The organism is Larkinella harenae, from assembly GCF_054780515.1.
In genome coordinates this window covers 214,488-239,746 of the sequence record NZ_BAAGWE010000004.1, presented here as the reverse complement: position 1 = coordinate 239,746, position 25,259 = coordinate 214,488, and the positions used below count along the sequence as shown (strand labels likewise).

The window sequence follows — 25,259 nt, the reverse complement described above, 5'->3', positions numbered from 1 at the left end:
CTCTCAACCGCTCTCCTCCATGACTACCTCTGTATTTCCAACCGCCTTTGTCCGGGTGCCGCTCGCTCCGTACGAATCCATTCAGGATTTGGATTGGACCCGCTTGACAAGTCTGATTCGGCAACCGACATTTCTGGAAGCCTTGTACCTGGCGTCGCCTGCGCTCCACGAAGAAGCCATCAAACTTGATTTCACCCGCTTACCGGGCGAGAAAGACAAACGGATTCTTTACGCCCTGATCAAGTACCTTATCCGCTACAGCACCCGCTGCACCCCATTCGGGTTGTTTAGCGGTTTTTCGACCCTGGCAGTTGCCAGCGGACCAACCCAACTGCGTATACAACCATCCGTTACACCGCGAAAGGTAACCCGGCTTGACATGAATTACCTCTGCGCACTGGCGCAGGACCTGGAAAATCATCCGGCCCTCCAACCGCATCTCCGTTTTTTCCCGAACTCGAGCCTTTACGTGGTCAACGACCAATACCGGTATATTTCGTACCGCTACGACCAGGCCGGGCAACGATCTCACCAACTCAGCAGCGCCGACCGATCCGACTACCTGGCTACGGTTTTACAAACTGCCCAACCCGGCACGACCCTACGCCAACTGGAAATGGCGCTGGTTTCCGACGAGATTTCGGAGGAAGATGCCCGGGCGTTTGTTCAGCAAATCGTGCAGGCCCAACTGCTGGTTAGCGAGCTGGAACCGGCGGTGACGGGCGATGATTTTCTGGTTCAGATCCTGACCCGACTTCAGGCCATTCACCAACAGCATCCGGCCGACAACCTGACCACGCTGATCGACCAGTTGACGGTTTTGAAAACAAGCCTGAAAGCGATTGAAAAAGAAACCGGCCCCAACCCGGCTATCGACCAATTGACCGCCATTGAATCGCAACTCAGCCCGTTTGCCACACCGTTCGACCGCAAGGCTCTGTTTCAGATCGACGCTTATTTACCCTCGATCGGTGGACAGGTAAACCAGGGATTGCTGAACAAGCTGGTCGCTAAAATTCCAACCCTGATGACGCTGTCGGCGACCGGAAACCCCAAGCTGGACACGTTCCGGAACCTGTTTTACGAAAAATACGAGGAGGAGGAAGTTCCGCTTGTGATCGCCCTGGACCCCGAGCTGGGTCTGGGCTATCCGGCGGGGCAAGCGGGCGCTGATTTATCTCCACTGCTTGACAACATCGAAACCGATCGGATTAACGAGACGCAAACGCTCACGATCCCGGTCGAACAGCGGTATCTGTTCCGGAAAATTGCGGACGCTCAAGTAACCAATAGCTACCAGCTTGTTATTCAGGAAGAAGAACTACGCACTATGCAGCCCCGGCGAACCGATTTGCCCCTCACCAACAGCGCGATGTTCTCCGTAATCCGGGAAAAAGGCCGTGAACAGCTCGTGCTCAATCACTTTGGTGGTGCCACCGGCACCCAGTTGCTGGGCCGCTTTGGGCATACTGATCCGTCGGTAGCAGCGCTGCTGCACGACATTAGCCGGGCGGAAGATGAAGCCCGGCCCGACCTGATTTTCGCCGACCTTGTTCACCTGCCCGAAGCCCGAACCGGCAACGTTATTATTCGCCCGGCGCTGAAATGTTATCAGATACCGTATCTGGGCAATGCATCGGTTGATCAGGACCACCAGATTCCGGTCACGGATTTGATGGTGAGCGTACGCGGCAATTCCATTCGGCTCCGGTCAAAATCGCTGAACAAAACGGTGATTCCCCGCCTGGCGAATGCCCATAACTATTCCCACCCCGATTCGCTGGACCTCTACCATTTTCTCTGCGACCTGCAAGGCCAGAATCAGCGGCTGTCACTAAGCAATTTTATCGGAAACGCCAGCAGCGTGTTCGTTTTTATTCCGCGCATCGTACTGGATAACCTGATTCTGGTGGAAGCCCAATGGAACTTCCGGGATCATCACGTCAAACCGTTGGTAACGGCGTTCAGAACCGGCCAATGGTCTTCGTTGAGCGAAGAAATCGACCGTTGGCGCGCCCAATTTCGCATACCCCGCTACATTACGCTGGCTGATTCTGACAATGAGCTCTACGTGGATCTCGAAAACGCCTGGCTGGCCGAAACGTTCGTTAACGAAATCAAATCCCGCCCGACATTCACCATTAAGGAATTCCTGTACAGCGCCGAGACAGCGGTGGTCCATTCGGAACAGGGCTGGCACACCAACCAGTTTGTGGTTGCTTTCAAAAACCGTACGAACAAACCCAGCCCACCCACGAACAAACCTTTTTTCTCTCCTGATCATCAGTTAGTTACCCGAAAATTTTTCGCGGGCTCGGAATGGCTGTATTACAAAATTTATACCGGCATCAAAACCGCCGACTGGCTGTTGACGGAAGTCATGCGACCGCTGACCGAGCGGTTTAAGACATCTGGCTGGATCGATCAGTTTTTCTTTATTCGGTTGTCCGACCCGGATCATCATTTCCGATTTCGGTTTCATCTGACCGACGTTGCGTTTTTAGGCAATCTGGTTTGCGAATTCCACGATGCATTGGCCCCCTACCTCGCCAACCGGAGCGTAACCTCGGTAGAAACCGCCACTTACAACCGCGAGCTGGAACGGTATGGCCGCCACTCCATCCTGACCGCCGAAGCCTTTTTTCACGTTGACAGCCAGACTGTTCTGGATTTCCTGAGTCAGATTGAGGGCGCCGAGGGGGAAGAATGTCGCTGGCAGTTCGGGATGAAAATGATGCACGAGTTGCTGGATGCGTTTGAACTGGACTGGCCGGAGCGCCTGGCGTTCACCGAACAGCAAACGGCGATGTTTGGCCGTGAATTCGGGTACAATGCCACCCGTAAAAAACAGCTGGATAGCCGGTACAAGGAAATTGAAAGTTCGATTGCGGCACTGTTCAACGAAACCAGCAACGATCAGCGGTTTTTCTACGCACTAAGCCACCAGCGCACCAGACAATCAGAGCCGATGATTTCCTACTTCCGTTCGTTGCACCAACAGGGAGCGTTGGAGATGCCTTTGGAAAGTTTGCTGGATAGTCTCATCCACATGACCATCAATCGGTTGTTTTGCCACCGGCAACGACAGGTCGAATATGCCCTGTATTATCACCTCCATAAATATTACCGGATAACGTATGGTCGGATGGCGCACGGACACCGGCCGAAAACCGTTTCCCCACCTTATCCGAAGCCTAAAGCGTATGAAGCAGTTTCTTAAAACCGTGTTCGGCGGCAAAATGGGTCATTACGCCTTCATAGACCGGTTTCCTTACGTGGAACAGGGTGCCATGATGGATTGCGGCCCGACCTGCCTGGCGATGATTTTCAAGCACTACGGGGTCGCGAACGCCAAACATGTGCTGACCCAACTCGCCGACATTTCGCAGGAGGGTTCCAGCCTGTATACACTGATGGAAGTAGCCGAGAATTTTGGCTGTAAGGCGGAGGGGTACGAGCTGGATTATCCGTATTTGCAACAGATTCAGCTGCCGTGCATTGCCCACTACGAAGGGCAGCATTTTGTGGTTGTTTACGAAGCCACCGATACCCACGTTCGGGTGGCCGACCCAGCTTTCGGCAAAGTTCGGTATTCAAAAGAAGCTTTTCGGAACAAGTGGAGCGGGGTGGTACTTGAGCTAAAACCAACCGAACAGTTCTACCAGAACGAAGCACTGACGGAAGCCATCCAGGAACAAAAAGCCGAAAAGAAAACCATTTTCCAGCAACTCTACCGACCCATTTTGCGGGAAAACAAAAAAGTATTGGGCGAGATTTTCCTCTTCTCATTCCTGCTTGAGCTGGTGGGTCTTGTGCTGCCGCTGTTTACCCAAACCATGCTCGACAACGTACTGGTGAACCAGAACAAAAAGTTGCTGATTGGCATCCTGGCGGGTTTGATGCTGGTGTTCGTGATTCAGATCGTCCTGACTTACACCCGCAGTATGCTGATGGTCCATTACCGGTTTCGGTTTGAAATGGACTTCATGACGAAGTTTTTCGACCGCATGATTTCGCTCAAGCAGAAATACTACGACAACCGCAAGCGTGAGGAGTTTATGGCGCGGTTCAACGAAGGCATCGGCATCCGGCAATTTACCAACCCGGTGATTATCCAGCAGTTTCTGGACGTGTTCTTTATGCTGATCTACTTCCCGATCCTGTTCTGGTTCAATGGGTTGTTAGGGGGTATTGCGCTGAGCTGTTTCGTGGCATACGGGCTGACAACTACCTATTTTATCCCTATCGTCAAGAACCTGCGGTCAAAGGTTTACCACAAAAACCAGGCGTCGCTGGGCGGTTTTCTGGATGCGCTGCTGGGCATCAAAACCGTCAAACTGCTGTCGCTGGAAAAATACAAGCTGGTGCGCTGGAAACACCTGCATCGGGAATCCATCAATTCGGTTATGGCCGACGAGCAACGGCAGATTCTGATCAATTCCCTGCAAAAATTCATCTTCATTTTCAGCCAGGTAGCGGTTTTCTGGGTGGGTGCTTACGAAGTCTTTACCGGTACGCTGAGCATCGGGCAGTACATGGCGTTTACGTCTATTTTCATGACCGTCATGAACGCCGTCAATAGCGTCAGTGCGCTCTGGATGATGGTTACGCAGGTGAGCGTGAGCTTCGAAAAAATCAACGAGATTTTCCTGGAAGAACGCGAAGAAACGAATTACCAGCAGCAAAGCAATACGTTTTCCGGCCACCGGATCCGGCTCGAAAACGTCAGCTTTCGGTATAACCAGCGGAGCGAAAATTACGTCCTGCGCAACCTCAACTGCGAAATCCGGAAGGGCGAACGGATCGGGATTGTGGGCCGCAATGGTGCAGGAAAATCGACCTTTGTGAAACTCCTGCTCAATCTTTATCCCGAATACGAAGGCAAAATCTGGTGCGACGATCAGGAAATGCGCACGATTCATCCCAAAGTCCTGCGCAACCACGTTTACCTGTTCCCACAGGATACGTACGTATTCAACGACACAATCAAGGAAAACATCCGGTGCGCCAACCTGTCGGCCACAACGGAGCAGGTGATTGAAGCCGCGCGGCTGGCCGACCTGCACACTTTTGTCAAAAGCACGCACCTGGGCTACAACCAGATGGTGGGAAATTTTGGTAGCAATCTATCGGGCGGTCAGGTGCTCAAAATTGGTTTTGCGCGCCTTTTCATCACCCCCGACCCCGACATCATCATTCTGGACGAAGCCAGCAGCGCGCTGGATGTCGAAACCGAACGGCGAATTCTGGACAACGTTTACCGGAAATACGCCGGAAAAACAATCATTTCCATCGCCCACCGGCTGCACACCCTCAAAGCCGTCGACCGGATTCTGGTATTCGATCAGGGCACCATTGCCGAACAGGGCAGCCATACCCAACTACTCAACCAGGGAGGAATTTACTACGACTTTATGAAAACTTACGTAGAGTAACCAATCGAACCGTTATGAATACCCTGCTTCACGATCTGAATGAAACCCAATACGAGGATCTTTACCACGTCGACGACGCGCCCCTGGCGGATCTTCGGCTGAAAGCATTGCGCCGAATGGGCTGGTGGGCGGTTTTTCTGGTAGGAATCAGTCTTTTTCTGGGAGCTGTAGTAGTGCTGCCGGATACCGTACCAACCTCCTTTGTGCTTAAATCGGAACGGGCCGAGGCTATTTACCGATTTCCATCAACGGTATACATTGAGCAACTTTTTGTTAAGCCGGGTCAGTCGGTCCAGGCAGGCGACGTGTTGCTGGAAATCAGCGCCCCCGACATTGCCGCACTCACCCATGAGCTGGCCGCAGCCCAGGCCAACGTGGTCAGCTTCCAGCGGTTTCGTACTGCTTCGGTGGCCCACGAACGATCGGTTATCGAAACAAACATTCGGCGGCTGCGCGAAGCCATTGCATTGAAAGATTCCCAACTTTCCATGAACGAGCAGAAATGGACTGCCGAGTCGGCCAGGCTGGCGTACGACGTGCAGGAAACAACCCGCTTACTGACGATCAACCGCCAGTTTTTCAAGGATGGCGACATCAGCCGAAATGACCTGAACGGTATTGAAGCCAACCAGCTACGCGCTAAAAGCGGGTATGACGTTGCCTATCAGAATTACCTGGATACCCGCTCGACATTGATCCGGCAAATCACGGCCCAGCAGCTGGAAATTACGGGGCTTGAGCAGCAGATGGCCAAAACATCGGTTGATCTTCAGTTGGAAAATACCCAGCTCCATACCACGCTGAGCACAACCCAGCAGCGCATTGCGGGCACCTACGGCGCTTTTGAGGTGACAAAAAACAATCATTTACGGCTGAAAGCAACCCAAAACAGCCTGGTTTCGTTTGTTTTTGAGGGCGACAAAGAAGCCGCTGCGGGTTCTATTCTCTTGAAACTGATGCAAAACGACACGCCCCTCTACGCCCACACGCAGGTCAATTCTTCAAAGATTGGAAAAATCCGGGCCGGGCAATCCGTGGTTCTGAAAGTAGATGCTTACCCGGTTTATGAATGGGGGCCTGCTTACGGCACCGTCAGCAACGTCTCGTTTACACCCGACGAAAAAGGGCTATTCAACGTGCGGATTCGCGTCACGGACGAGGCCCACCTGCATCGGTTGCTGCGAATCGGTATGGAGGGGAAAGCGGATGTGGTGACCGACGAACATACGATATTGGGGCATTTATTCCGAAAATTTCGCCAAACGACAAGTAAACTCACCAATTAGCCTGTCTGATATCTACCCAAAAACAAACCGTATTTGTACTTAATCACGCCCCAGTCATTTATACGAAATTCTTGAATATAAGAATGAAAGTGTAAAAACTTATCAAGAACTTATTATTAAATTAGATTTTAAGCTAGTCTTCTTTAGGTGAGTTGGTGTATTTTCGAATATATATCTCGAAACGTGTTATGAAACCCTTATCTCTACTTTCAGGAGCTTTGAATGTAGTATCCATCTCTAAACGATTTACCACCTTAAAAAACTGCCCTTATTGCGGCCGGAATGAAGCTTCGGCGGAACGAATTCCCCGCACGTTCTTAATGAAAGGGCTTTTGTTTTTCACCACCAATCGATTATACCGCTGCCTGGGTTGCCGAAAAAAATTCATCCGAATCGGGAACAATTGATCATATTTTCATCTACTGTAAGATCACATGATCGTCGTATCAGATCTATCCTACTTGCTAATTGGGGCCAATTAGCAAGTAGCCTTTTATGTTCATTTTCTCATCAATCCATTCTTTTTGCTAAGTAAAAACAGGCAGTGCTAACAGAATATTCCTGTCTGAAAATAACGCCAAAAACTAACTACCTGTCTCCCCTGTTCCCAATTTCTTTGAGAGGTCTCAAACGTGTTTCCGTTAAAAATGCGGTCTTTTCTGTCGATTCAGGCAACGTTATCCCCTCCATCAGCATCATACGTCCAACCAGTCTACAAAGAGTGGCTTAATTTGCCGTATCATTGCACCCAACCGCCAAAAGTGGTAATTTCCCTTACGAATACATAACCTGACTGTATGAAATACCTGCTGACCTTCTTTTTCGTGCTTGCTTTTCTTTCTTATTCAACAGCTCAGGGTATCCGGGGAACCATCAAAACGACCCAGGGGGACCTTCTTCCCTATGCAGCCATTGTCGTCAAAGGCACGCCCTACGGGACAATCACCAATTCGGAGGGACGGTATGAAGTGGCTCTTAAGCCGGGCAACTATACGATTGTATTTCAGTATTTAGGCTTTCAGGCGCAGGAAAAAACCGTCGAAATCGGCAGCAGTTGGCAGACAATTGATGTTACCATGCAGGAGCAGGCGTTTCGATTGCAGGAAGTACAAGCCCGGCAGGGAAAGGAAGACCCGGCCTACAGCATCATGCGCCGGGCCATTGCCAAAGCGAAATACCACGAGTTGCAGGTATTGAGCTACACCGCCCGGGCTTACACCAAAACCACGTTCACCATTACGGACCTGCCCATGCAGTTTATGTACCGCAAACAGCTGAAAGAAGCCGAAAAAGAAGGTTTCAAAATTGGTGTACCGATGCTCTACGAGTCCGTTTCGGAAGTAACCTTTAAGCAGCCCAATTCTTACCGCCACCGCCTGATGGCCACCCGCAATTCGTTGGGTGATAATGTTTCAGTGACCGATTATTTCCTGACGAGTTTTTACCGACCGGAAGTAAACAAAGCCGTTTCACCCCTGTCGCCCAAGGCCTTTGCTTATTATAAGTTTGAATACCAGGGCACCTTCAGCGAACGCGGCATCGATGTCAGCAAAATCAAGGTGACGCCCAGGGCCTACGGCGAAGGCGTTTTCCGGGGTGCTATTTTCATCATCGAAAACAGCTGGGCCATTCATAGTCTGCAACTGGAAACGCGCAATCCGCTCGGCTTCGACATCAAAATCCGGCAAGTGTACAGTCCGCTGCAAAACGTTTGGTTGCCCGTCAATCAGCGGTACAATCTGGAGGGCCGCATCATGGGCGCAGCCGGAAACGCTCAATTCATCATCAATCAGACATTCAGCAACTTACAGGTCAACCCCGCTTTTGTGGAGGAAGTAAAAATTGTTGATGAAAAAATCGAAAAACCGGCCATTCGGCTGTCAAATAAAGAGATCAAAGGACAGAAACTTCAGGATAAAATTGCCCAGCAGAAAGAATATTCGGCCAAAGACTTCAAAAAACTGCTGAAAGAGTACGAAAAACAGGAGCTACAGGCCAAAAAGGAACGCAAGGAAGAAGTGGAGGTATCCCGCAATGATTCCACCATCGTTGATTCACTGGCCCACAAACGCAGCAATGCCTTCTGGGATTCGCTCCGGGCGGTTCCGCTCACCTCGGCAGAAATAAAAAGCTACGTCAAACGGGATAGCCTGCAAATTGTCCGAAAAGTGGAGGTACAAAAAGACAGTACCAAAGCGGCCAAAGACTCAACCCGCAAAAACCGGGCGAGCAAAACGTTTAACCCAGGCCAGGTAATTTCGGGCAACACCTGGAATTTCAGTCCGCGAACCGCCCTGACCTGGGACAGTCCATTGCAAAAAATTTATTACAATACCGTTGAAGGCTACACCGTCGATCTGGGTTTGCGGCTCCGGTATTACCTTCGAAAACCGCAGCGTGACTCTACCCGCCGACGGGTGACCACCAAACCAACACCGGATCTGACCCTCGGCGGAGCCGGACGCTACGAATTTGGACTGAAACGGTTTATCGGAACCGGCGGCCTCAGCTACCACTACAAAAGCACGGACATTGGCCTGGTGGCCGGGCGCTGGGTGAATCAGTTTAATCCCAATGAGCCCATCAGTCCTTTTCTTAATTCGCTGACCACGCTGCTATTTGAACAGAATTACGCGAAGTTTTACCAGCGCGATTTTCTGCGGCTGGGGGTATCCGCCCGCCCGTTCAATAACCGGATCAACGTTTCAGGCAGTCTCGAATACGCCGAACGAACCGAGCTCGCTAATTACAAAGAAAATCTCAAACCGTGGATCGACTGGAACCAGTTTAGCTATACCTCCAACCGTCCGGCCAACGCGGAGGTGGGGTCGTCGGCTTTTCCGGTCAATCAGGCACTCGTTTTCAACCTGGCCGTTTCGGGCAAACTGGCGGCTACCCAATACCGGATTCGAAACGGTCGGCGGGTGGCCAGCCGCAACAACAGTCCCGAACTGACCCTGAATTACCGCAAAGGCATTCCGTTCCGATCGGGCGCAGTCGAAGCCAGCGACGTAGACTACGATTTTTTACAGGCTGGCCTGAGTCATTCGTTCGAAACCGGCATCCGCAGCCGGTTGAGCTACAACGTTTCGGCGGGGGCTTTTCTGAACGACAAGGCCGTCTATTTTCCGGATTTCAAGCATTTTCAAGGCAACGAGTTTTTCCTTCAACAAGGCGATCCTACGTCCATTTTCCGGATGCTGCCGTATTACCAGTACAGCACCGGCAAACGGTTTGTCGAAGGCCATGTGTTGATGGAATACCGGAAATTTCTGATCACGCAACTGACGCTGGTCCGGCTGACGGGCCTGAAAGAGAACCTGTTTGTGCATTACCTGGGCACGCCCAACTCGCGCAACTATACGGAAGTGGGTTACGCCCTCGACGGACTCATTCCCGGTATTCTTCCGTTTTTCCGGATTGAAGTCATTTCGCAGTGGCAGGACTGGCAGTATCAGAAGCTCGGCTTCCGGATTGGTACCACGCTGAAATTCCGATAATCTTTCCCGGATCGATCCGCAGTATCGCCTACGTAAGTTTTAACCTTCTTTTAACGGCAATTTCATTCGCTTTAAATCCGGCCGTGTTTTGTTTGCAGCAAGACAAACCACTGATGGGTATCCTTCGCAACATAGTGTTAACGGTCGGCCTGCTCTGGGCGGTGCTTTTCCGGATCTGCCCAGTGGTAGCCGGAACGGTTTTTTCCGCACAGGGCCTTACCCCAACTACTGTTAAACAGGATACCCACCACGCTATTTCTTCGACCGATTCGGCGGTTTTTCTGATTCAGGATGAAGACGAACGGGCGGTTGCCTCGCCCAACCCGGACTTTGTTCCTACGCTGCCCACGGAATGGCTCAGTCTGTTGCTGCTTATCCTCGCGCAACAACCCATTCAACGGTTTCTCTTGCGAAAACCTGCGGGCACGCATCCACCTTATTACCTGCTTTACTGTTCGTTACGCATTCCTGCCGTCTAAGTAGTCTCCGGACACTTTCGTCCACCAATGCCCCTTCAACACCCCGGGGCGCCATACACTCTTAAAACAGATTATCCATTACCCCCATGAAAAGGATGCTTCTTTTCGTGTTTGGGTGCGCGCTGAGTTGCCCGCTGGTGTCGTTTGCGCAAAGCGATACCCTGCGGCTGACCCTGCCCCAAGCCGAAGCACAGTTCCGTCAGAACAACCTGCAATTGATGGCCACCAAATTGGGCATCGACGAAAACAAAGCGTACGAGTTTCAGACCAAGCTCTGGAATAATCCCAGCATTTACGTCGAGCAAATGCCCTACAACGCCCAAACGAAAGAAGTGATGCCGGTTCGGCAGCGAAATTCGGAGCAGGTCGTTCAGTTCCAGCAACTCCTGCTGCTAGCAGGAAAACGCAACAAACAGCTGGCCATTGCCCGCACCAACAGCGAATTGGCCAACGACCGCTTCTACGACCTGCTCCGCACCCTGAACTACCAGCTCCGGAGTACGTTCTACGATCTCTATTATAGCCAGCAGGCATTGGGAGTTTACGAACAGGAAATCAGCACGCTTCGCCAGACCGTTGCGCTTTTCCAGCAACAGTACGACAAAGGCAACGTACCGTTAAAGGATCTGGCCCGCCTGAAAGCGTATCTGTTTAACCTCACTTCCGAACGCCAGCAGCTGCTGCTGAAACTGACCGACGACCAGGCCGATCTGGCTGTCTTACTGAATGCCAGCCCTTCTGTACCCATTCAACCGATGCTGGAAAATACGGAGGCCGTTCAGCCTGCCGTCGGTCAACTTAATGTGAACGAACTCTATAAACTAGCCGAAGAAAACCGGTACGATTTGAAGGCATTCCGTGATCAGGCCATTCAGGAAAAACAGAACCTGGCGCTGCAAAAAGCGATGGCCGTCCCGGATTTGTCGTTGCAGGCCACCTACGACCGCAACGCCGGTTACATCCCGAATTACGTGGGCATCGGTGTCGGTATCAACCTTCCGGTTTTCAACAAGAACCAGGGCAACATCAAAGCCGCCACCATCCGCACCCAGAGCAGCCAGCAGGCCACCGATGCCTACACCCTACAGGTGGATAGCGATGTTCAGCGGGCGTACCAGAAAGTTCAGCAAACCGACCTGGTGTATCGCACCTTCGACCGGAAATTCAACGACGACTTCGGGCGGCTGATCGACGGCGTGACCACCAATTACCGCAAGCAGAACATTGACGTGGTGGAATTTCTGGACTTTTTCGATTCCTACAAATCCAGTCAAATCCAATACAATCAACTGCAAAACAACCGGATGCAAAGTCTTGAAGAACTGAACTTTGCCGTCGGCACAACCCTATTCACAAAATAACCCACGGTTTGAAAACCGTACCATCATGAAAGCGAATCATCTCTTAAAACCGTCTCTGAAATCGTTAGTAAAACCGGCTGCCTGGCTCCTAACGGGTCTGCTGGTGACGCATCTGGCTGGTTGCCAGTCTTCAGCCACCCCCGAATCCAACGGAGATGCCGCCAGCCAGCAAAAAGTGGACCTGCTGGCTACCGCGAAAATCGATACTGCCAAATTGCTCCCCGTCAATAACGAACTGAATCTCACCGGAAAAATCACCTTCAATCAGGATAAAGTGGTGAAGGTGTTTCCGCTGGTGGGTGGGCATATTGAAGAAGTAAAAACCGATCTGGGCGATTACGTGAAACGCGGCCAGACGCTGGCCATCATTCGATCCGGCGATATGGCCGATCTGGAACAACAGGCCGTTGCGGCCAAAGGCCAACTGGCAGTGGCCCGCAAAAACCTCCAGGTTACGGAAGACATGTCGAAAGCCGGACTGGCGGCTCAGAAAGACCTGATAGCCGCCCGCGAGCAAATGCAGGCTGCTCAGGGTGAAGTAAACCGGGTGGCCGAGCGCAAAAGCATCCTCGGTGGCTCAGGTTCTATTTATGTGGTGAAAGCACCTACCGACGGTTTTGTGGTTGAGAAAAATGCTGCACAAGGCATGGAGCTCCGCTCCGATGACCCCGAAAACCTGTTCACGATTTCCAACCTCGACCAGGTCTGGGTCCTGGCCAATGTCTACGAATCCGACCTGGCGAACGTGAAAGAAGGGTACAATGCTACCATCACTACGCTGTCGTATCCCGACCGCGTGTTCAAAGGCCGGATTGATAAAATCTTCAACGTGCTGGACCCCGAAAGCAAAACCATGAAAGTTCGGGTAACCCTTCTGAACCCTGATTTTACCCTGAAGCCGGAAATGTTCGCCAACGTGCGCGTCGAATACGCCGGATACGACCAACGGATCGGCATACCGGCCAAAGCCATCGTTTTTGACCGGAGTCGCAATTTTGTCGTGGCCGTCAACTCCCGCAATCAACCCGTCGTGCGTGAAATCGATATCTTCAAAACCATCGGAGACATCACTTACCTCAACTCCGGCCTGAAACCCGGCGACCGGGTCGTGAAGCAAAATCAACTCCTGATTTACAATGCGTTAGGCAACTAAAGTTCGAAAGGGTGAGGATTCGAATGGGTTTTCGAATCCTATCGGTTTTTCAATCCGCTCTTTCAATCTTTTACTCATTGAACTCCCATGAACAAGTTCATCAAAAATATCATCTCGTTCTCGCTGAAAAACCGCTTTTTCATTTTCTTCCTGACGGCATTGGCCATCGTGGCGGGGTTTATCAGCTACCAGAACACGCCAATTGAAGCCTTTCCGGACGTGACCAACACGCAAATCACCATCATCACGCAGTGGCCGGGCCGGAGTGCCGAAGAAATCGAAAAATTTGTTACGATCCCGATTGAAATCGGCCTGAACTCCGTTCAGAAAAAAACCGATATCCGCTCAACCACCCTATTCGGTCTGTCGGTTGTGAAAGTAATGTTCGACGACGGGGTGGACGATGCGTTTGCGCGCCAGCAGGTCAACAACTTGCTCGGTAACATTGACCTGCCGGAAGGCATCAAACCGGATGTACAGCCCCCCTACGGACCCACCGGCGAAATTTTCCGGTACACCCTCAAAAGTTCCACCCGCAACAGCCGCGAGCTGAAAACCCTGCAGGACTGGGTTATTGAACGGCAACTCAAAAGTGTGCCGGGCGTAGCCGACGTGGTGAGTTTCGGTGGTGAAGCCAAAACCTACGAAATTTCGGTGGATCCGCGCCGGCTGCTCGATTACGGCATCACCCCGCTCGAACTGTACCAGGCCGTTGCCAATTCCAATGTCAACGTGGGTGGGGATGTGATCGAGAAAAACTCGGAAGCCTACGTTGTGCGCGGCATCGGTTTGTTGAAAAACAGCCAGGACATTGGCAACATCATCATCAAAAACGCCAACGGAACACCGATCATGGTCCGGAACGTAGCCCAAGTGTCGGAGTCGGCGCTGCCCCGGCTGGGTCAGGCGGGGCGCGACAAACAGAACGACGTGGTCGAATGCATCGTGGTCATGCGGAAAGGCGAAAATCCGAGCGAAGTGATTGAGAATGTAAAAGCAAAGATCAACGAACTGAACACCAGCATTCTGCCCTCGGACGTTCAGATTGATACCTTCTACAACCGCGAAACCCTGATTCACTTCGCCACCCATACAGTAACCCACAACCTGATCGAAGGACTCGTATTCGTAACCGTGATTGTCTTTCTGTTTATGGCCGACTGGCGCACCACCATTACGGTTTCTATTATCATTCCGCTGGCGCTGTTGTTCGCATTCATTTGTCTGCGGCTGAAAGGCATGTCGGCCAACCTGCTCTCGATGGGTGCCATCGACTTCGGCATCATCGTGGACGGCGCGGTGGTGATGGTAGAAGGCATCTTCGTGACGCTCGACGAAATGGCAATTCACAACGGGATGCAGAAGTTCAATAAGCTCGCCAAGCTGGGCGTACTGCGGAAAACCGGCACGGAGATGGGTAAGGCCATTTTCTTTTCCAAACTCATCATTATCACCTGCTTAATCCCAATTTTCTCATTCCAGAAAGTGGAAGGAAAGATGTTTTCCCCTCTAGCCTGGACGCTCGGTTTTGCCCTGCTGGGTGCCTTGATTTTTACCCTGACACTGGTACCGGTGCTGGCCAGTTTTCTGCTGAAAAAGAATGTGCGCGAAAAACACAACCCCGTGGTGGAATTCATCACCCGCAACGCGACCAAAGCATTCGGTTTTACATTCGCCCACAAAAAATTGAGTTTGCTGGTGGCTGCGGGTCTGGTTGTTGTCGGCCTGTCGGGTTTTAAACTGTTGGGAACGGAATTTCTGCCCGAGCTGGACGAAGGTTCCATTTATGTGCGGGCCAGCATGCCCATGAGCATTTCACTACCCGAATCCGTCAAATTGACCACGCAGATGCGTCATGTTTTCGAGGAATTTCCGGAAGTGAAAGGTGTTATCTCGCAAACCGGCCGCCCCAACGACGGAACCGACCCCACGGGCTTCTATAACATCGAATTTCTGGTGAGCATTTTCCCGAAAGAAGAGTGGAAGAGCGGAATCACCAAAGAGCAGTTGATTGCTCAGATGCAACAGAAACTGGCGGTTTTTCCGGGTGTTGACTTTGGTTTCTCGCAACCCATCATGGACAACGTAGCCGAAGCGGTTTCGGGGGTAAAGGGTTCAATTGCCGTTAAAGTCTACGGCCCGGATCTGTACACCCTGGAACAGAAATCCACCGAAATTCAGAAACAGCTGGCCACCGTTGACGGGATTACCGACCTGGGTGTCATTCGCAACATTGGCCAGCCAGAACTCCGTATCGAACTGGATGAACGCAAATTAGCCCTCTATGGCGTTGATAAAGCCAACGCCCAGGCGGTGGTCGAGATGGCGATTGGCGGAAAAGCCGCCACCCAGATTTACGAGGGCGAACGCAAGTTTGACCTCCGGATTCGCTACGATGAACCGTTCCGCTCGAACGAATCTGAAATTGGTAACCTCATGGTGCCGACCAACAACGGTTCCCAGATTCCGATCAAGGAAATCGCCAAAATATATACCCAGACCGGCCCCATTCTGATCTACCGCGAAGGCAACCAGCGCTACGGGGCCGTGAAGTTCTCGGTTCGGGGGCGCGACATGGGCGGAGCCGTGGCCGAAGCACAGCAGAAAGTAGCCGCCAACGTAAAATTACCGCAGGGATACACCATCAAATGGGCGGGCGACTTCGAAAATCAGCAACGGGCTACGGCCCGGCTGGAGCAGGTTGTCCCGATCAGTCTGCTGGGCATTTTCTTTATTTTGTTCGTGCTGTTTGGCAACGTCAAAGATGCCGGGCTAGTGCTGTTCAACGTCCCGTTTGCCATCATCGGCGGCATTGCCGCCCTGCTGATTACGCACGTCAATTTCAGCATTTCGGCCGGTATCGGCTTTATCGCCCTGTTTGGAATCTGTATTCAGAATGGTGTCATTCTGATTTCGGTCTTCAAGAAAAACCTGCATAATAAGCTCAGTTTGAACGAGTCAATCCGGCAGGGCGTGATTTCAAGGGTACGGCCCGTTGTGATGACGGCCATGATGGCGGCCATCGGGCTGATTCCGGCGGCCATTTCCACGGGCATCGGCTCCGAAACCTCAAAACCGTTGGCCATCGTGGTCATTGGCGGTTTGATCACGGCCACCTTTTTGACGCTGTTCATCTTTCCGCTGATTTTTTACGTGTTCTATCGGCCGAAAACTTTGGCGGCCGTTTAAAAAAATTATGATAATGTTTTAAGAGAATCGGTACAGACCCGCCAACTTTGGCGGGTTTTGTCTTGGAACATGAAAACGGTTTTGATCATATTGGGATTACTTGGGGCCGGTATCACCGGCTGTTTGGCACAAACCGTGTCAACACAGGTCCCCCTGGATTCGACATCGAACCCGAAACGAAAACTCATGCGCTGGGCGCTTAACCTCGATTTCCGGAACTCATTCATCAACCGCCAGCCGGTCAACGTCTGGGGCGTCAACACGGGCATCATCGTAGGCCCCAAACGGCACCAGATCACCGTCGGTTATTACTGGCTGTCGTACAATTCGTACCTGCGGCTGATCAACTGGCACCGCAATGCCGCCCGACGACTCAATCTGGACTATTACACCCAAACCGATATGGCCTACGGTAGTTTGATGTTCTGGCCTAACCTCATCAACAACCGCCGGTGGATGTTCAGCCTGCCGGTTGAGGTTGGCGCCGGGAAAGCGTCGACGATCACCACCGAAACCCAGACGGATGCGAAGGAAGATGCACGCTGGAATTTTTTCATGCCGGTTCAGGTCGGCGCTTACGGACAGTGGAAAGCCACGCGTTGGATCGGGCTAAGCGCCCAGATTGGGTACCGCTATTCCGTTTTTCAGACCAACGTCAGTCAGCATTACAACGGCACGTATTACAGCGTGGGCACCACGCTGTACTGGGATTTTTTCCGGGATATCTGGGGGTATGTTCGTCACAAAAAGTGGCCCAAAGAATCCCTTCTCAGCGCCCCATCCACTCCTTAAAAGCCGTCACCCGGTCAATGCTGACAAACACTTCCTGCTTCGGTTCGGGCAGCAAATTCAGCTTCAGTCGGCTTCCGGAGTAGGTATAAGCCGACTGGATGGCCACCGACGCCACCAGAAACGAGCGGTTGACCCGAAAAAACTGATTGGGATCGAGCAGTTGTCCCAATTTGTCCAAACTGTAATCGATGCCGTAGTTCTGCCCCTGATGCGTGGTCAGAAACGTAGCCTTGTTTTCGAAAAAGAAGTACGCAATGTCGTCGGTCGGAATCCGGAATAGCCGGGGTCCCACCGTCACCATAAACCGATCCCGGTACGTATTCGGCCGATAATTAGCCTTGATCTGGGTCATCACCTCTTCATTGATTGACGGTTCAACCCGGTTCTGGTGCAGCATCCGAAACTTATTGATGGCGGCTGCCAGTTCGTCGGCATCAATCGGTTTGAGCAGGTAATCAATGCTGTTGGCCTTGAAGGCCTGCAGCGCGTATTCGTCGTAAGCCGTCGTGAAAATGATGGGCGTTGTCAGGTTAAGCTGATCGATTAGATTAAAGCCAAGATCATCTTCGAGGTGAATATCCAGAAAAATCAAATCCGGGCCAGCCTCGTCGTAGGTTTCAAACCAATGAATCGATTTGGCCACGGAAGGCAACTGCGCCAGAATCCGGATCTCCGGATCGTAGTGGTGCAACAGGCTGGCGAGTCGCCGGGCCGTCAGTTCCTCATCTTCAATAATCAGTACATTCATCCTAATAACGGTATTTGAACGACGAATCCATCCGCCTGCCGATCAACAACAACGGGCTTATCAGTCAACAGCTTATAGCGTCCAATGATATTCTGCAATCCCAGTCCCGTTGAACCTTCGGTTTGCGGTCGCAGCTGAATGCCGTTGCGAACGACCAGGTAATCATCCACTTTCTGAATCGTGACCACCAGCGGTTTTTCACTGGACATCTGGTTGTGTTTCACGGCATTTTCAATCAGCAGTTGCAATGTCAACGGCGCAATCCCGTACCGGGTTTTGTCACTTTCCGGCATATCGATCACCACCTTCAGTTTGTCGGCAAAGCGGATGTTGAGCAGAAAAAGGTACGAGTCAACAAACTCGAGCTCCGATTTAAGGCTGATCCGCTCGGCATTGCGCTGTTCCAGAATGTACCGGTACACCTTGGACAACCGGTTGATGTATTGCACCGACAATTTGGTATTGGTTTCAACGAGCGAGGAGAGAATGCTCAGGCTATTGAACAAAAAATGCGGATTAACCTGATTTTTCAACGCCAAAAACTGCGACTGCACGGCTTCTTGTTTCAATTGCTCGCCCTTCACCCGCAGGTCCTCCAGCCGTTTGTACCCCCGGCGATTTGCCGCCAGGTAAAATCCGGCCAGCATCGCCATGACGGTCAATCCGTTGTTCACCTTGTGACGTCGTTCAAAATCCGTGCGCAGGCAGGCCGGATCGACGAATAACCGCCAGGTTGCTATCGTGGTATCATTCAGTTGCCTTTCGAGAAAACTGCTAATCGACACCCACAGATAATTGAATACCAGGTTGAACAAAACCGCCAAAGCCCCGGCGATGACGAGCGTGGCCAGCTGCGCCGGCAACGTAAATTCCACCAAAAACTCTTTGCCTAACTGATTAAAAAACCGCTGCTGAATCCATTCGGTCACATTGAGCCAGAGGATAAAAAACAGCATCGTGAAAATGATTTCCATCAGCCACAACGGCCAGATGCGATTCAACATTTCCTCGACATAGTTCTCCGGGCTTTTGCCGATCCAGATCGGCCAGTTGGTATAGACCCGGATGGGCCAGTAGATGACAAACACGCTGGCTGCCAACTGCCATTTCTGAAGATTGGTGAGCTGATTAGAGATGGTATTCGTGTTCATTGGTAACGCTTCGCTTTTCGGTGTTCTGTTGATCCAATGCGCCGGGTGGCTATCGAATGGAACGCAGCCCCTACCGTGCCCAGCATGGTGGTCATGGTGAAATAGCTGACTAAGACAAATCCCCGGTTAGTACCGGGGATTGTGCGAAATAAAACCAATTATTACAAAAAAATAAGCGGAGTACGCCTATTACGTTCGAAGGTAGGACGGACCGGCGAGTTTTGCCATTCAAAATCGCCGAATGCCGGTTTTATATAGATGAATGCCCTTTCGGGCCGGATGAATCTATCCGATAATTTTGTCCCTGGCGGGTCGTTTTAATTCAAACTCTTTCCTTACGACCGATGAAAAATACCGTTTCCGTAACGCTATTGGGGTTGGCAGGCCTGACGCAGGCACTCGGCCAGTCGCCTTCGTTTATCCAAAACCGTGCCCTTTTTAGTCCACGAACAGCCTGGCCCTTGCAATCCACTTCTCCATTACGGTCCGTTCATTCGCTTTCCCTGCGCGACCTTCCCTCCCACTCGTTCCATCATTTCGTCGCGGTACAACCTGGCGCCCAACTACCAGCTGGCGAATCGATACCCAGTGAAATTCAGTTGCCGGGCGTGCTGATCGAGAAAATTAGTACGGTGCGAGCTGGAAAAACCGTTTTGGAAGACGGTAAAGACTATCAGTTTCTCCCTGCGGAGAACCGGTTACGAATTCTCAATGCGGATTACTTGAAACCGAACCTACCCATTGAAGTTGATTTTTACCCCATAAAACTTCGGTAAAACTTCCCTTTATTTTTCTAAGCGCTTGACATTTAGAAAACAATTTTGATCCTTTGCAGTGTATTAGACAAATAGTACACTAAAGCTATGATCGAGATTTCTCACTTAACGTTCGGTTACACACCGAAAAAAATCTTGTATCGCGATCTGGACCTTTCCCTGCAACCGGGCAGCATTTACGGTTTGCTGGGCAAGAACGGCGCCGGAAAATCAAGTCTGCTCCGGCTGATGGGCGGGTTGCTCTACCCAACGGCGGGTACCGTCAACGTAGCAGGTTTTACACCCCGGAAGCGCGAACCGGCCTTTTTGCAGGAGATGTATTTCATTCCGGAAGAAATCTACCTGCCATCGGTTTCGCTCAACCGCTTTATCGACACGATGGGGCCGTTTTATCCGAAATTCAACGAAGCCCAGTTCCGGAAGTACCTGAGCGAATTTGACGTACCACCCGATCAAAAACTCACGGCGATGTCGTACGGTCAGAAAAAGAAAGTTATTATCAGTTTCGGACTGGCCACCAACACCCAAATTCTGATCATGGATGAGCCAACCAACGGGCTTGATATTCCGTCGAAAAGCCAATTCCGGAAAATTGTTTCCTCCGCCCTTACCGCCGACCGGCTGATGCTGATTTCGACCCATCAGGTCCGGGATCTCGACAACCTGATCGACGGAATCATCATCATCGACGAAAGCGAAATCCTGCTGAATCATTCACTCGATCACATTAGCGAACGGCTGATGTTCAGTACGTTGAGCAGTGTCACTGAGTCAGACCGGGTGTTGTATGCCGAGCCGTCCATGCGCGGTTACTCAGTTGTAATGGAAAATCTGGAACAGGAAGACAGCCGGGTGGATCTGGAACGGCTATTCAACGCCGTTGTTACCAACCGCGCCGGCATCAAAAGCATATTCCGCTAACGGCTATGAGCTTTTTTCCCATTCTTCACATTCTGCTGGCTGCTCTTTTTGCAGGCCTGCCCACTCCTCTGCTATCGTTTTTCACCGGTTTCACATCGCTCTTCTAAACCATGAATCAGACCTTTAATTTCCCACGCTTTCTGCTGCTGCTAAAATTACACCTGCACGAGCATCTCAACTCATATCTCCTCGGCATTGGTGTCTTGTTTGGTGTCTGGCTTATTGCATTTATGCCCAGTGCCGCCAAGATCACCGCCTTCCACGAATCAGTATACCGAAACCACGGCACCATGTTTGGCATCATTGCCACCGGAGCCGGTGCCTGGTTTGCCAGCGAAGCCTTTCGAATGGTCAGCACACCGGTTCGGGGCATTCCTTATCTGACCCTGCCAGCCTCCCAGCTGGAGAAATTTCTGGTGGCTTTTTCCATGCTGCTGCTGTTTATTCCCGTTTTTCTGAGCATCTTTTATACTGCCGAAGGGATCTGCTTTTCGATTATCAACGCCCGGCTTCCCCAGGGCTCTCCGCACTATGCATTTCTGAATATTTTAGGCCCCTACATGGACCCCGTTATGCGCTACATCGCCCTGATCACGCCGTACTTTTTTCTGGTGGGGTCCATCTATTTTTCCAAACTACCCTTTGTCAAAACCGGGGTCATTGCCTTTGCTCTTCTGTTTCTTGTTTTGACATTCCTCAACGACTGGATCATTCGTCAACTGATTCCGGGGCATGAGCAGTATGGTTCAACTCCCTTTCGGGAACTATCTTTTCTGGAAAACCGGCGTTGGTATCGGCTGGAATTAACGGGTAAGACCTACCTCATCGTCAATACCATTTTACTGCTGGCAATTCCCTCCTTATCGTACATTGCCTACATCCGTTTCAAAGAGAAAGAACTTTAAGCATGGATTTTCAGGATAAAAAAGCCATTTACCTTCAAATCGCCGACTATGTCTGCGAGAAAGTGCTCCTGGGTCAGTGGCCGCCGGGCGAGCGAATCCCTTCCGTGCGGGATCTGGGCGTCGAGCTGGAAGTGAACCCGAATACCGTCGTGCGGACCTACGACTTTTTACAGCAGAAAAATATCATTTACAACAAGCGAGGCATCGGATACTTTGCGGCTGAAGATGCCGTTGAACGCATCAAATCTTACCGCCGGGAGGTGTTTCTGGAAACCGAACTGCCCCAGTTTTTTCGCAGTTTGTACCTGCTGGATATTGACCTGAAGGACATTGAAGAACGGTTTAAATCTTTCGTTGACAAAGAATTTAACGCCAACAAAGTCAGCGAGGGTGGTCGGTGACGCTGCTACCAGCGGATCAGCCAGTCCCCAATCTTATCAATCATACATTACCATGAAAACAAGCAATAAACTTCTGATTGGTTTATTCATTATGGGTCTTTTTACGCTGATCGGCGCGAACGTGGCCCTGAAAGTTAAACACGACAAGATTGATTTTAATGACCCTTTTTATGGTCTGGAGTCAATTCCCCTGCAACCATTCCGGGTGCTAAAACTGGAAGGAGATAACGCCGGATTAGTCAGTGTTCAAACCGGCCAAAGGCACGAAATCCGGCTTCCGGATCAGGCCCGGGCGCAATTTACGTTCCGGTATCAGGGCGACACACTTCTGGTCAATTATATACCATCAAGCATTCCCTGGCAGTCCCGGGCCAACATGTACCTGGATGCGATTCCCGCAGCCGTTATTCTGACGCCAACGCTACAAACCGTCATGACCAACCGAATTAGCTGCAACGTAAACCATTTTGAAAGCAACAACCTGGCTGTTGTTCAGAAAAGTGGGGGCGTTTTGCTGACCAACAGCACCATAGGCACCCTGACCGTCACCGACACGCAGGGCAGTGATCTTCACATCAAACCAACCACACACATCAACACCGCAGTAATCGTTTCCCGCGATAGCTCCGGTTTTATGGCGGAGCGCGATGTTTTTGGCACGCTGCGGTTGCAAACCGACAGCCTGGCGACGGTGAAGGTACCCGGCAGTTTGCTCAAAAAGCTGAATCCGTAATACGTTTACGGCTCCAAAACCGTCCGTTTTTCCGTGACGGTTTTTATTTTTTCTTTCGTGAAATAAACCGGGAAGTACTCGTTTTTGGCCCAGATTGGGAACAAATCCCGGTAATGCGGGCTGGCTGGGTCGCCCGACTGGCCGGGGCTGTTGATGCCCAGCGTTTTGTCCCAGTCCTGCGTATCGACCAGGATCCGGAAACTGGCGCCGTGTTCCTGAGTCAGGCTGTTGCCGGTATTGTTCACGGTTTCGCCGTAGCCACCCCGTGCCACCGGCTCAATCCCGTACTGGGCGGCTTGCTGCGGATCCATGAGGTTACTGAGTGGGTGCCGAAGCGCAATGTGTTTGTTGGCGGGTTGGCCATACCACCAGTGCGTCCGGTCAAAACCCAGCCGGTCGGTCAGATCGGCCACGGCCTTTTCCAGGCAATCGAGCATCAACTCAGCCCGGTCAATACCCTTCAATGGTCCCGGCGTATGGGGTTGCAGCCATTCAATTACCCGCTCCGTTGTGAGCGAACTGAGGTATTTCCGGGCATTTTCCGGCACCACCTGTTCATAAACGGCAGCCCGTAAATTCGTTTCCCAGGCTACGTACACAGCCGCCTGAATCGATTCTGGATCAAGCCGGTAATCCCAGTTCAGCAACTGCTGCCGTGCCCACTCCACCGGTTCGTCGGCGGTCGGCAGGCTCTTCAGCAACGGCACAAGCCTGCGCGCCGGAGCGGACACATAATCTGCCTGCAATGTTTTGAAGTCGGCCAACGAATGTTTTGGTGTCGCTTTCAGAACCTCGGCAATCCGGTTCGCCCGCGACGGCGATGCCCACTCCCAGCCGATGGCATTCCGGTGTGGATGGTTGGCGGGGGTCAGGTTGTTATTAGCTGTAATGAGGTAGCCTTCCGGCGGGTTGGCCTTACTGGGCAACTGCCGAATGGGCAGAAAACCGTTCCACTCAAATCGTCCGTCACCCGGCACTGGCACCAGCCCCGTCCAGTTTGGCCGAACCGGCGAAATGCCCGTCGCCTGCCAGCCAATCGATCCGTTTTGACGATCGGCCCAGACCATGTTTTCGCCCGGAATCCGACTAAAAGTGCAGGCCTGCCGAAACGCATTCCAGTTTTTCGACTGATTCATGCGCAAACTGGCCAGATACGGCGCACAACCGGTTTCGAGCCAGGCCGCCCGCACGGCGTAAAGCTTGCGGTTCTCTGCATCTTCGAACACCACCGGGCCATGCCGCGTGTATTTCAACTGAACCACCACCGGTTTTTGGCCTTTGACCGGAATTGTATCGGCAACAATCCGCAGCGACTCCCATTTACCCCGGTATTTGTACTGATCCGGGTTAGCCGGATTGGCTTCGTAAACGTACAAATCTTCGTTATCGGTTTCAAAAATAGTCAGTCCCCAGGCTCCAAACTCGTTATGTCCGATCGAAACGCCCGGCAACGTCGGTTCACCCGCTCCCACCACATTCCAGCCCGGCGCATCCACGCCAGGCGCCTGCAAATGAACCCAATACCGTAGCGACGGAATCGCCTGGGCGCGGTGCGGATCGTTGGCCAGCATGGGAAAACCGCTCGCTGATCGCTTACCGCTCACCACCCAGTTGTTGGATCCAACAAACTTTTTTTCGTTATCGAACCAGACAGCCGCTTCTTCTTCCGTGGCACCTAGCCCCCGGTCTTTGTCCGTAAACCGGATGGGCAGCCGGAAAGCTTCGTACAGTTCCAGAATGGGTTGGAACAACTCCGCCCCATTCAACTGCAGTGTTAAGTCAGGTTCGGAAGCTTTCGTTTTCGGGTGGAACCAGGCCAACTCGCGGACTTTATCAGCACCCAGCAAATGCACCAGTCGCCCGTAATTCAGTTCATCACGCACGTTTTCCAGCAATCCCTGATGCCGACTGATTACCACTTCCGGCGTCCACAAACCCGGCTGGGTTTTCAGGAGTTTAAATTCAACCGGGAGTTTGTCGGGCGTTTTATTGATTTGCCGGATGTAAGCATTGATCCCCTCGACAAAGGCACGGACAATCTGCGGGCCGTGTGGATGGTAGTGTTTGAGCTCCGGTTCCAGATCCCCCCGGAATTTAAACAGCCGCGCCCCCTGATCCCGTTTGATTTCCTTAGGCCCAAGCAGCTCCGCGACGGTTCCGGTAGCCTGCCGACGCCAGATTTCGAGTTGAAAAAGCCGGTCAGATGCAGCGGTATACCCTTGTGCAAAAAACAGGTCGTGTTCGTTCTGGGCATAAATGTGCGCTACGCCCCAGCGGTCATGGAGAATTTCAACCGGTTGCCGCAATCCCGGAAGGGTGAGTCTTTCAGATGACTGGGATTGTGTGCAACCCGATTGGCTACTGAACAGCAGTCCTAATACAGCAATAAAAACTATTCTTTGCATCGTGTAGAATCAGGTGAAAACTAA

General features: G+C 51.8%; 17 protein-coding genes. 14 read left to right on the top strand and 3 right to left on the bottom strand.

Annotated elements, in window-relative coordinates:
- The first annotated feature begins 19 nt into the window (after positions 1–19).
- The 9 genes from ACYVH9_RS21015 (at position 20) to ACYVH9_RS20975 (ending at position 17,195) form a co-directional block, all read left to right on the top strand.
- Positions 20–3,220: a lantibiotic dehydratase gene (locus ACYVH9_RS21015; protein ID WP_460638363.1), complete on the top strand. Its 3,201-nt coding sequence runs from the start codon at positions 20–22 to the stop codon at positions 3,218–3,220.
- Positions 3,204–5,435: a peptidase domain-containing ABC transporter gene (locus ACYVH9_RS21010; RefSeq protein ID WP_460638362.1), complete on the top strand. Its 2,232-nt coding sequence runs from the start codon at positions 3,204–3,206 to the stop codon at positions 5,433–5,435. The genes ACYVH9_RS21015 and ACYVH9_RS21010 overlap by 17 nt, the downstream gene beginning before the upstream one ends.
- A gap of 14 nt (positions 5,436–5,449) precedes the next feature.
- Positions 5,450–6,721 (top strand): HlyD family secretion protein, encoded by a 1,272-nt coding sequence (locus ACYVH9_RS21005; RefSeq protein ID WP_460638361.1) that lies wholly within the window; start codon positions 5,450–5,452, stop codon positions 6,719–6,721.
- Between the two features lie 797 nt (positions 6,722–7,518).
- Complete coding sequence (locus ACYVH9_RS21000; protein ID WP_460638360.1) at positions 7,519–10,221, top strand: DUF5686 and carboxypeptidase regulatory-like domain-containing protein; 2,703 nt, start codon at positions 7,519–7,521, stop codon at positions 10,219–10,221.
- A gap of 113 nt (positions 10,222–10,334) precedes the next feature.
- Entirely contained in the window at positions 10,335–10,700 is a 366-nt protein-coding gene (locus ACYVH9_RS20995; protein WP_460638359.1) for a hypothetical protein, read from the top strand.
- An 86-nt stretch (positions 10,701–10,786) separates the two neighbouring features.
- The gene (locus ACYVH9_RS20990) at positions 10,787–12,061 is read left to right on the top strand and encodes a TolC family protein (RefSeq protein WP_460638358.1); all 1,275 of its coding nucleotides are present in this window, start codon (positions 10,787–10,789) and stop codon (positions 12,059–12,061) included.
- 25 nt (positions 12,062–12,086) lie between these two features.
- Positions 12,087–13,214 (top strand): efflux RND transporter periplasmic adaptor subunit, encoded by a 1,128-nt coding sequence (locus ACYVH9_RS20985; protein WP_460638357.1) that lies wholly within the window; start codon positions 12,087–12,089, stop codon positions 13,212–13,214.
- Between the two features lie 87 nt (positions 13,215–13,301).
- Positions 13,302–16,403 carry an efflux RND transporter permease subunit gene (locus tag ACYVH9_RS20980; RefSeq protein ID WP_460638356.1) on the top strand — a complete coding sequence of 1,034 codons (3,102 nt, stop codon included), beginning with the start codon at positions 13,302–13,304 and terminating at the stop codon, positions 16,401–16,403.
- Between the two features lie 135 nt (positions 16,404–16,538).
- Positions 16,539–17,195, top strand: a complete 657-nt coding sequence (locus tag ACYVH9_RS20975) for a hypothetical protein (RefSeq protein WP_460638355.1) — start codon at positions 16,539–16,541, stop codon at positions 17,193–17,195.
- On the opposite strand, the gene ACYVH9_RS20970 is transcribed toward ACYVH9_RS20975, so the two are convergent.
- Both ACYVH9_RS20970 and ACYVH9_RS20965 read right to left on the bottom strand, forming a co-directional pair.
- Complete coding sequence (locus tag ACYVH9_RS20970; RefSeq protein WP_460638354.1) at positions 17,173–17,943, bottom strand: LytR/AlgR family response regulator transcription factor; 771 nt, start codon at positions 17,941–17,943, stop codon at positions 17,173–17,175. The two genes, ACYVH9_RS20975 and ACYVH9_RS20970, sit on opposite strands and share 23 nt — an antisense overlap.
- Positions 17,940–19,094: a sensor histidine kinase gene (locus ACYVH9_RS20965; protein ID WP_460638353.1), complete on the bottom strand. Its 1,155-nt coding sequence runs from the start codon at positions 19,092–19,094 to the stop codon at positions 17,940–17,942. The genes ACYVH9_RS20970 and ACYVH9_RS20965 overlap by 4 nt, the downstream gene beginning before the upstream one ends.
- 344 nt (positions 19,095–19,438) lie before the next feature.
- On the opposite strand from ACYVH9_RS20965, the gene ACYVH9_RS20960 reads away from it, so the two are divergent.
- The 5 genes from ACYVH9_RS20960 to ACYVH9_RS20940 all read left to right on the top strand — a co-directional run bounded on the left by ACYVH9_RS20960 (position 19,439) and on the right by ACYVH9_RS20940 (position 22,830).
- The gene (locus tag ACYVH9_RS20960; RefSeq protein WP_460638352.1) at positions 19,439–19,870 is read left to right on the top strand and encodes a hypothetical protein; all 432 of its coding nucleotides are present in this window, start codon (positions 19,439–19,441) and stop codon (positions 19,868–19,870) included.
- A gap of 87 nt (positions 19,871–19,957) precedes the next feature.
- A complete protein-coding gene (locus ACYVH9_RS20955) occupies positions 19,958–20,791 on the top strand; it encodes an ABC transporter ATP-binding protein (RefSeq protein ID WP_460638351.1) in 834 nt (277 codons plus the stop codon).
- Positions 20,792–20,901: 110 nt separating this feature from the next.
- Positions 20,902–21,696, top strand: a complete 795-nt coding sequence (locus tag ACYVH9_RS20950) for a hypothetical protein (protein WP_460638350.1) — start codon at positions 20,902–20,904, stop codon at positions 21,694–21,696.
- Positions 21,697–21,698: 2 nt separating this feature from the next.
- Positions 21,699–22,097 (top strand): GntR family transcriptional regulator, encoded by a 399-nt coding sequence (locus tag ACYVH9_RS20945; RefSeq protein WP_460638349.1) that lies wholly within the window; start codon positions 21,699–21,701, stop codon positions 22,095–22,097.
- Positions 22,098–22,149: 52 nt separating this feature from the next.
- Positions 22,150–22,830 carry a hypothetical protein gene (locus ACYVH9_RS20940; RefSeq protein WP_460638348.1) on the top strand — a complete coding sequence of 227 codons (681 nt, stop codon included), beginning with the start codon at positions 22,150–22,152 and terminating at the stop codon, positions 22,828–22,830.
- A gap of 5 nt (positions 22,831–22,835) precedes the next feature.
- Here the strand turns inward: ACYVH9_RS20940 and ACYVH9_RS20935 are convergent, their stop codons facing one another.
- Positions 22,836–25,235, bottom strand: coding sequence for a penicillin acylase family protein (locus tag ACYVH9_RS20935; RefSeq protein ID WP_460638347.1), 2,400 nt, complete (start codon positions 25,233–25,235; stop codon positions 22,836–22,838).
- Positions 25,236–25,259: the final 24 nt, after the last annotated feature.

Bases quoted from the DNA above. Each gene is read 5' to 3' on its own strand.
- ACYVH9_RS20980 (WP_460638356.1), top strand. From the start codon at position 13,302: ATGAACAAGTTCATCAAAAATATCATCTCGTTCTCGCTGAAAAACCGC.
- ACYVH9_RS21015 (WP_460638363.1), top strand. From the start codon at position 20: ATGACTACCTCTGTATTTCCAACCGCCTTTGTCCGGGTGCCGCTCGCT.
- ACYVH9_RS20990 (WP_460638358.1), top strand. From the start codon at position 10,787: ATGAAAAGGATGCTTCTTTTCGTGTTTGGGTGCGCGCTGAGTTGCCCG.
- ACYVH9_RS20940 (WP_460638348.1), top strand. From the start codon at position 22,150: ATGAAAACAAGCAATAAACTTCTGATTGGTTTATTCATTATGGGTCTT.
- ACYVH9_RS20970 (WP_460638354.1), bottom strand. From the start codon at position 17,943: ATGAATGTACTGATTATTGAAGATGAGGAACTGACGGCCCGGCGACTC.
- ACYVH9_RS20955 (WP_460638351.1), top strand. From the start codon at position 19,958: ATGATCGAGATTTCTCACTTAACGTTCGGTTACACACCGAAAAAAATC.
- ACYVH9_RS21010 (WP_460638362.1), top strand. From the start codon at position 3,204: ATGAAGCAGTTTCTTAAAACCGTGTTCGGCGGCAAAATGGGTCATTAC.
- ACYVH9_RS20960 (WP_460638352.1), top strand. From the start codon at position 19,439: ATGAAAAATACCGTTTCCGTAACGCTATTGGGGTTGGCAGGCCTGACG.
- ACYVH9_RS20995 (WP_460638359.1), top strand. From the start codon at position 10,335: ATGGGTATCCTTCGCAACATAGTGTTAACGGTCGGCCTGCTCTGGGCG.
- ACYVH9_RS20985 (WP_460638357.1), top strand. From the start codon at position 12,087: ATGAAAGCGAATCATCTCTTAAAACCGTCTCTGAAATCGTTAGTAAAA.
- ACYVH9_RS21005 (WP_460638361.1), top strand. From the start codon at position 5,450: ATGAATACCCTGCTTCACGATCTGAATGAAACCCAATACGAGGATCTT.
- ACYVH9_RS21000 (WP_460638360.1), top strand. From the start codon at position 7,519: ATGAAATACCTGCTGACCTTCTTTTTCGTGCTTGCTTTTCTTTCTTAT.
- ACYVH9_RS20965 (WP_460638353.1), bottom strand. From the start codon at position 19,094: ATGAACACGAATACCATCTCTAATCAGCTCACCAATCTTCAGAAATGG.
- ACYVH9_RS20950 (WP_460638350.1), top strand. From the start codon at position 20,902: ATGAATCAGACCTTTAATTTCCCACGCTTTCTGCTGCTGCTAAAATTA.
- ACYVH9_RS20935 (WP_460638347.1), bottom strand. From the start codon at position 25,235: ATGCAAAGAATAGTTTTTATTGCTGTATTAGGACTGCTGTTCAGTAGC.
- ACYVH9_RS20945 (WP_460638349.1), top strand. From the start codon at position 21,699: ATGGATTTTCAGGATAAAAAAGCCATTTACCTTCAAATCGCCGACTAT.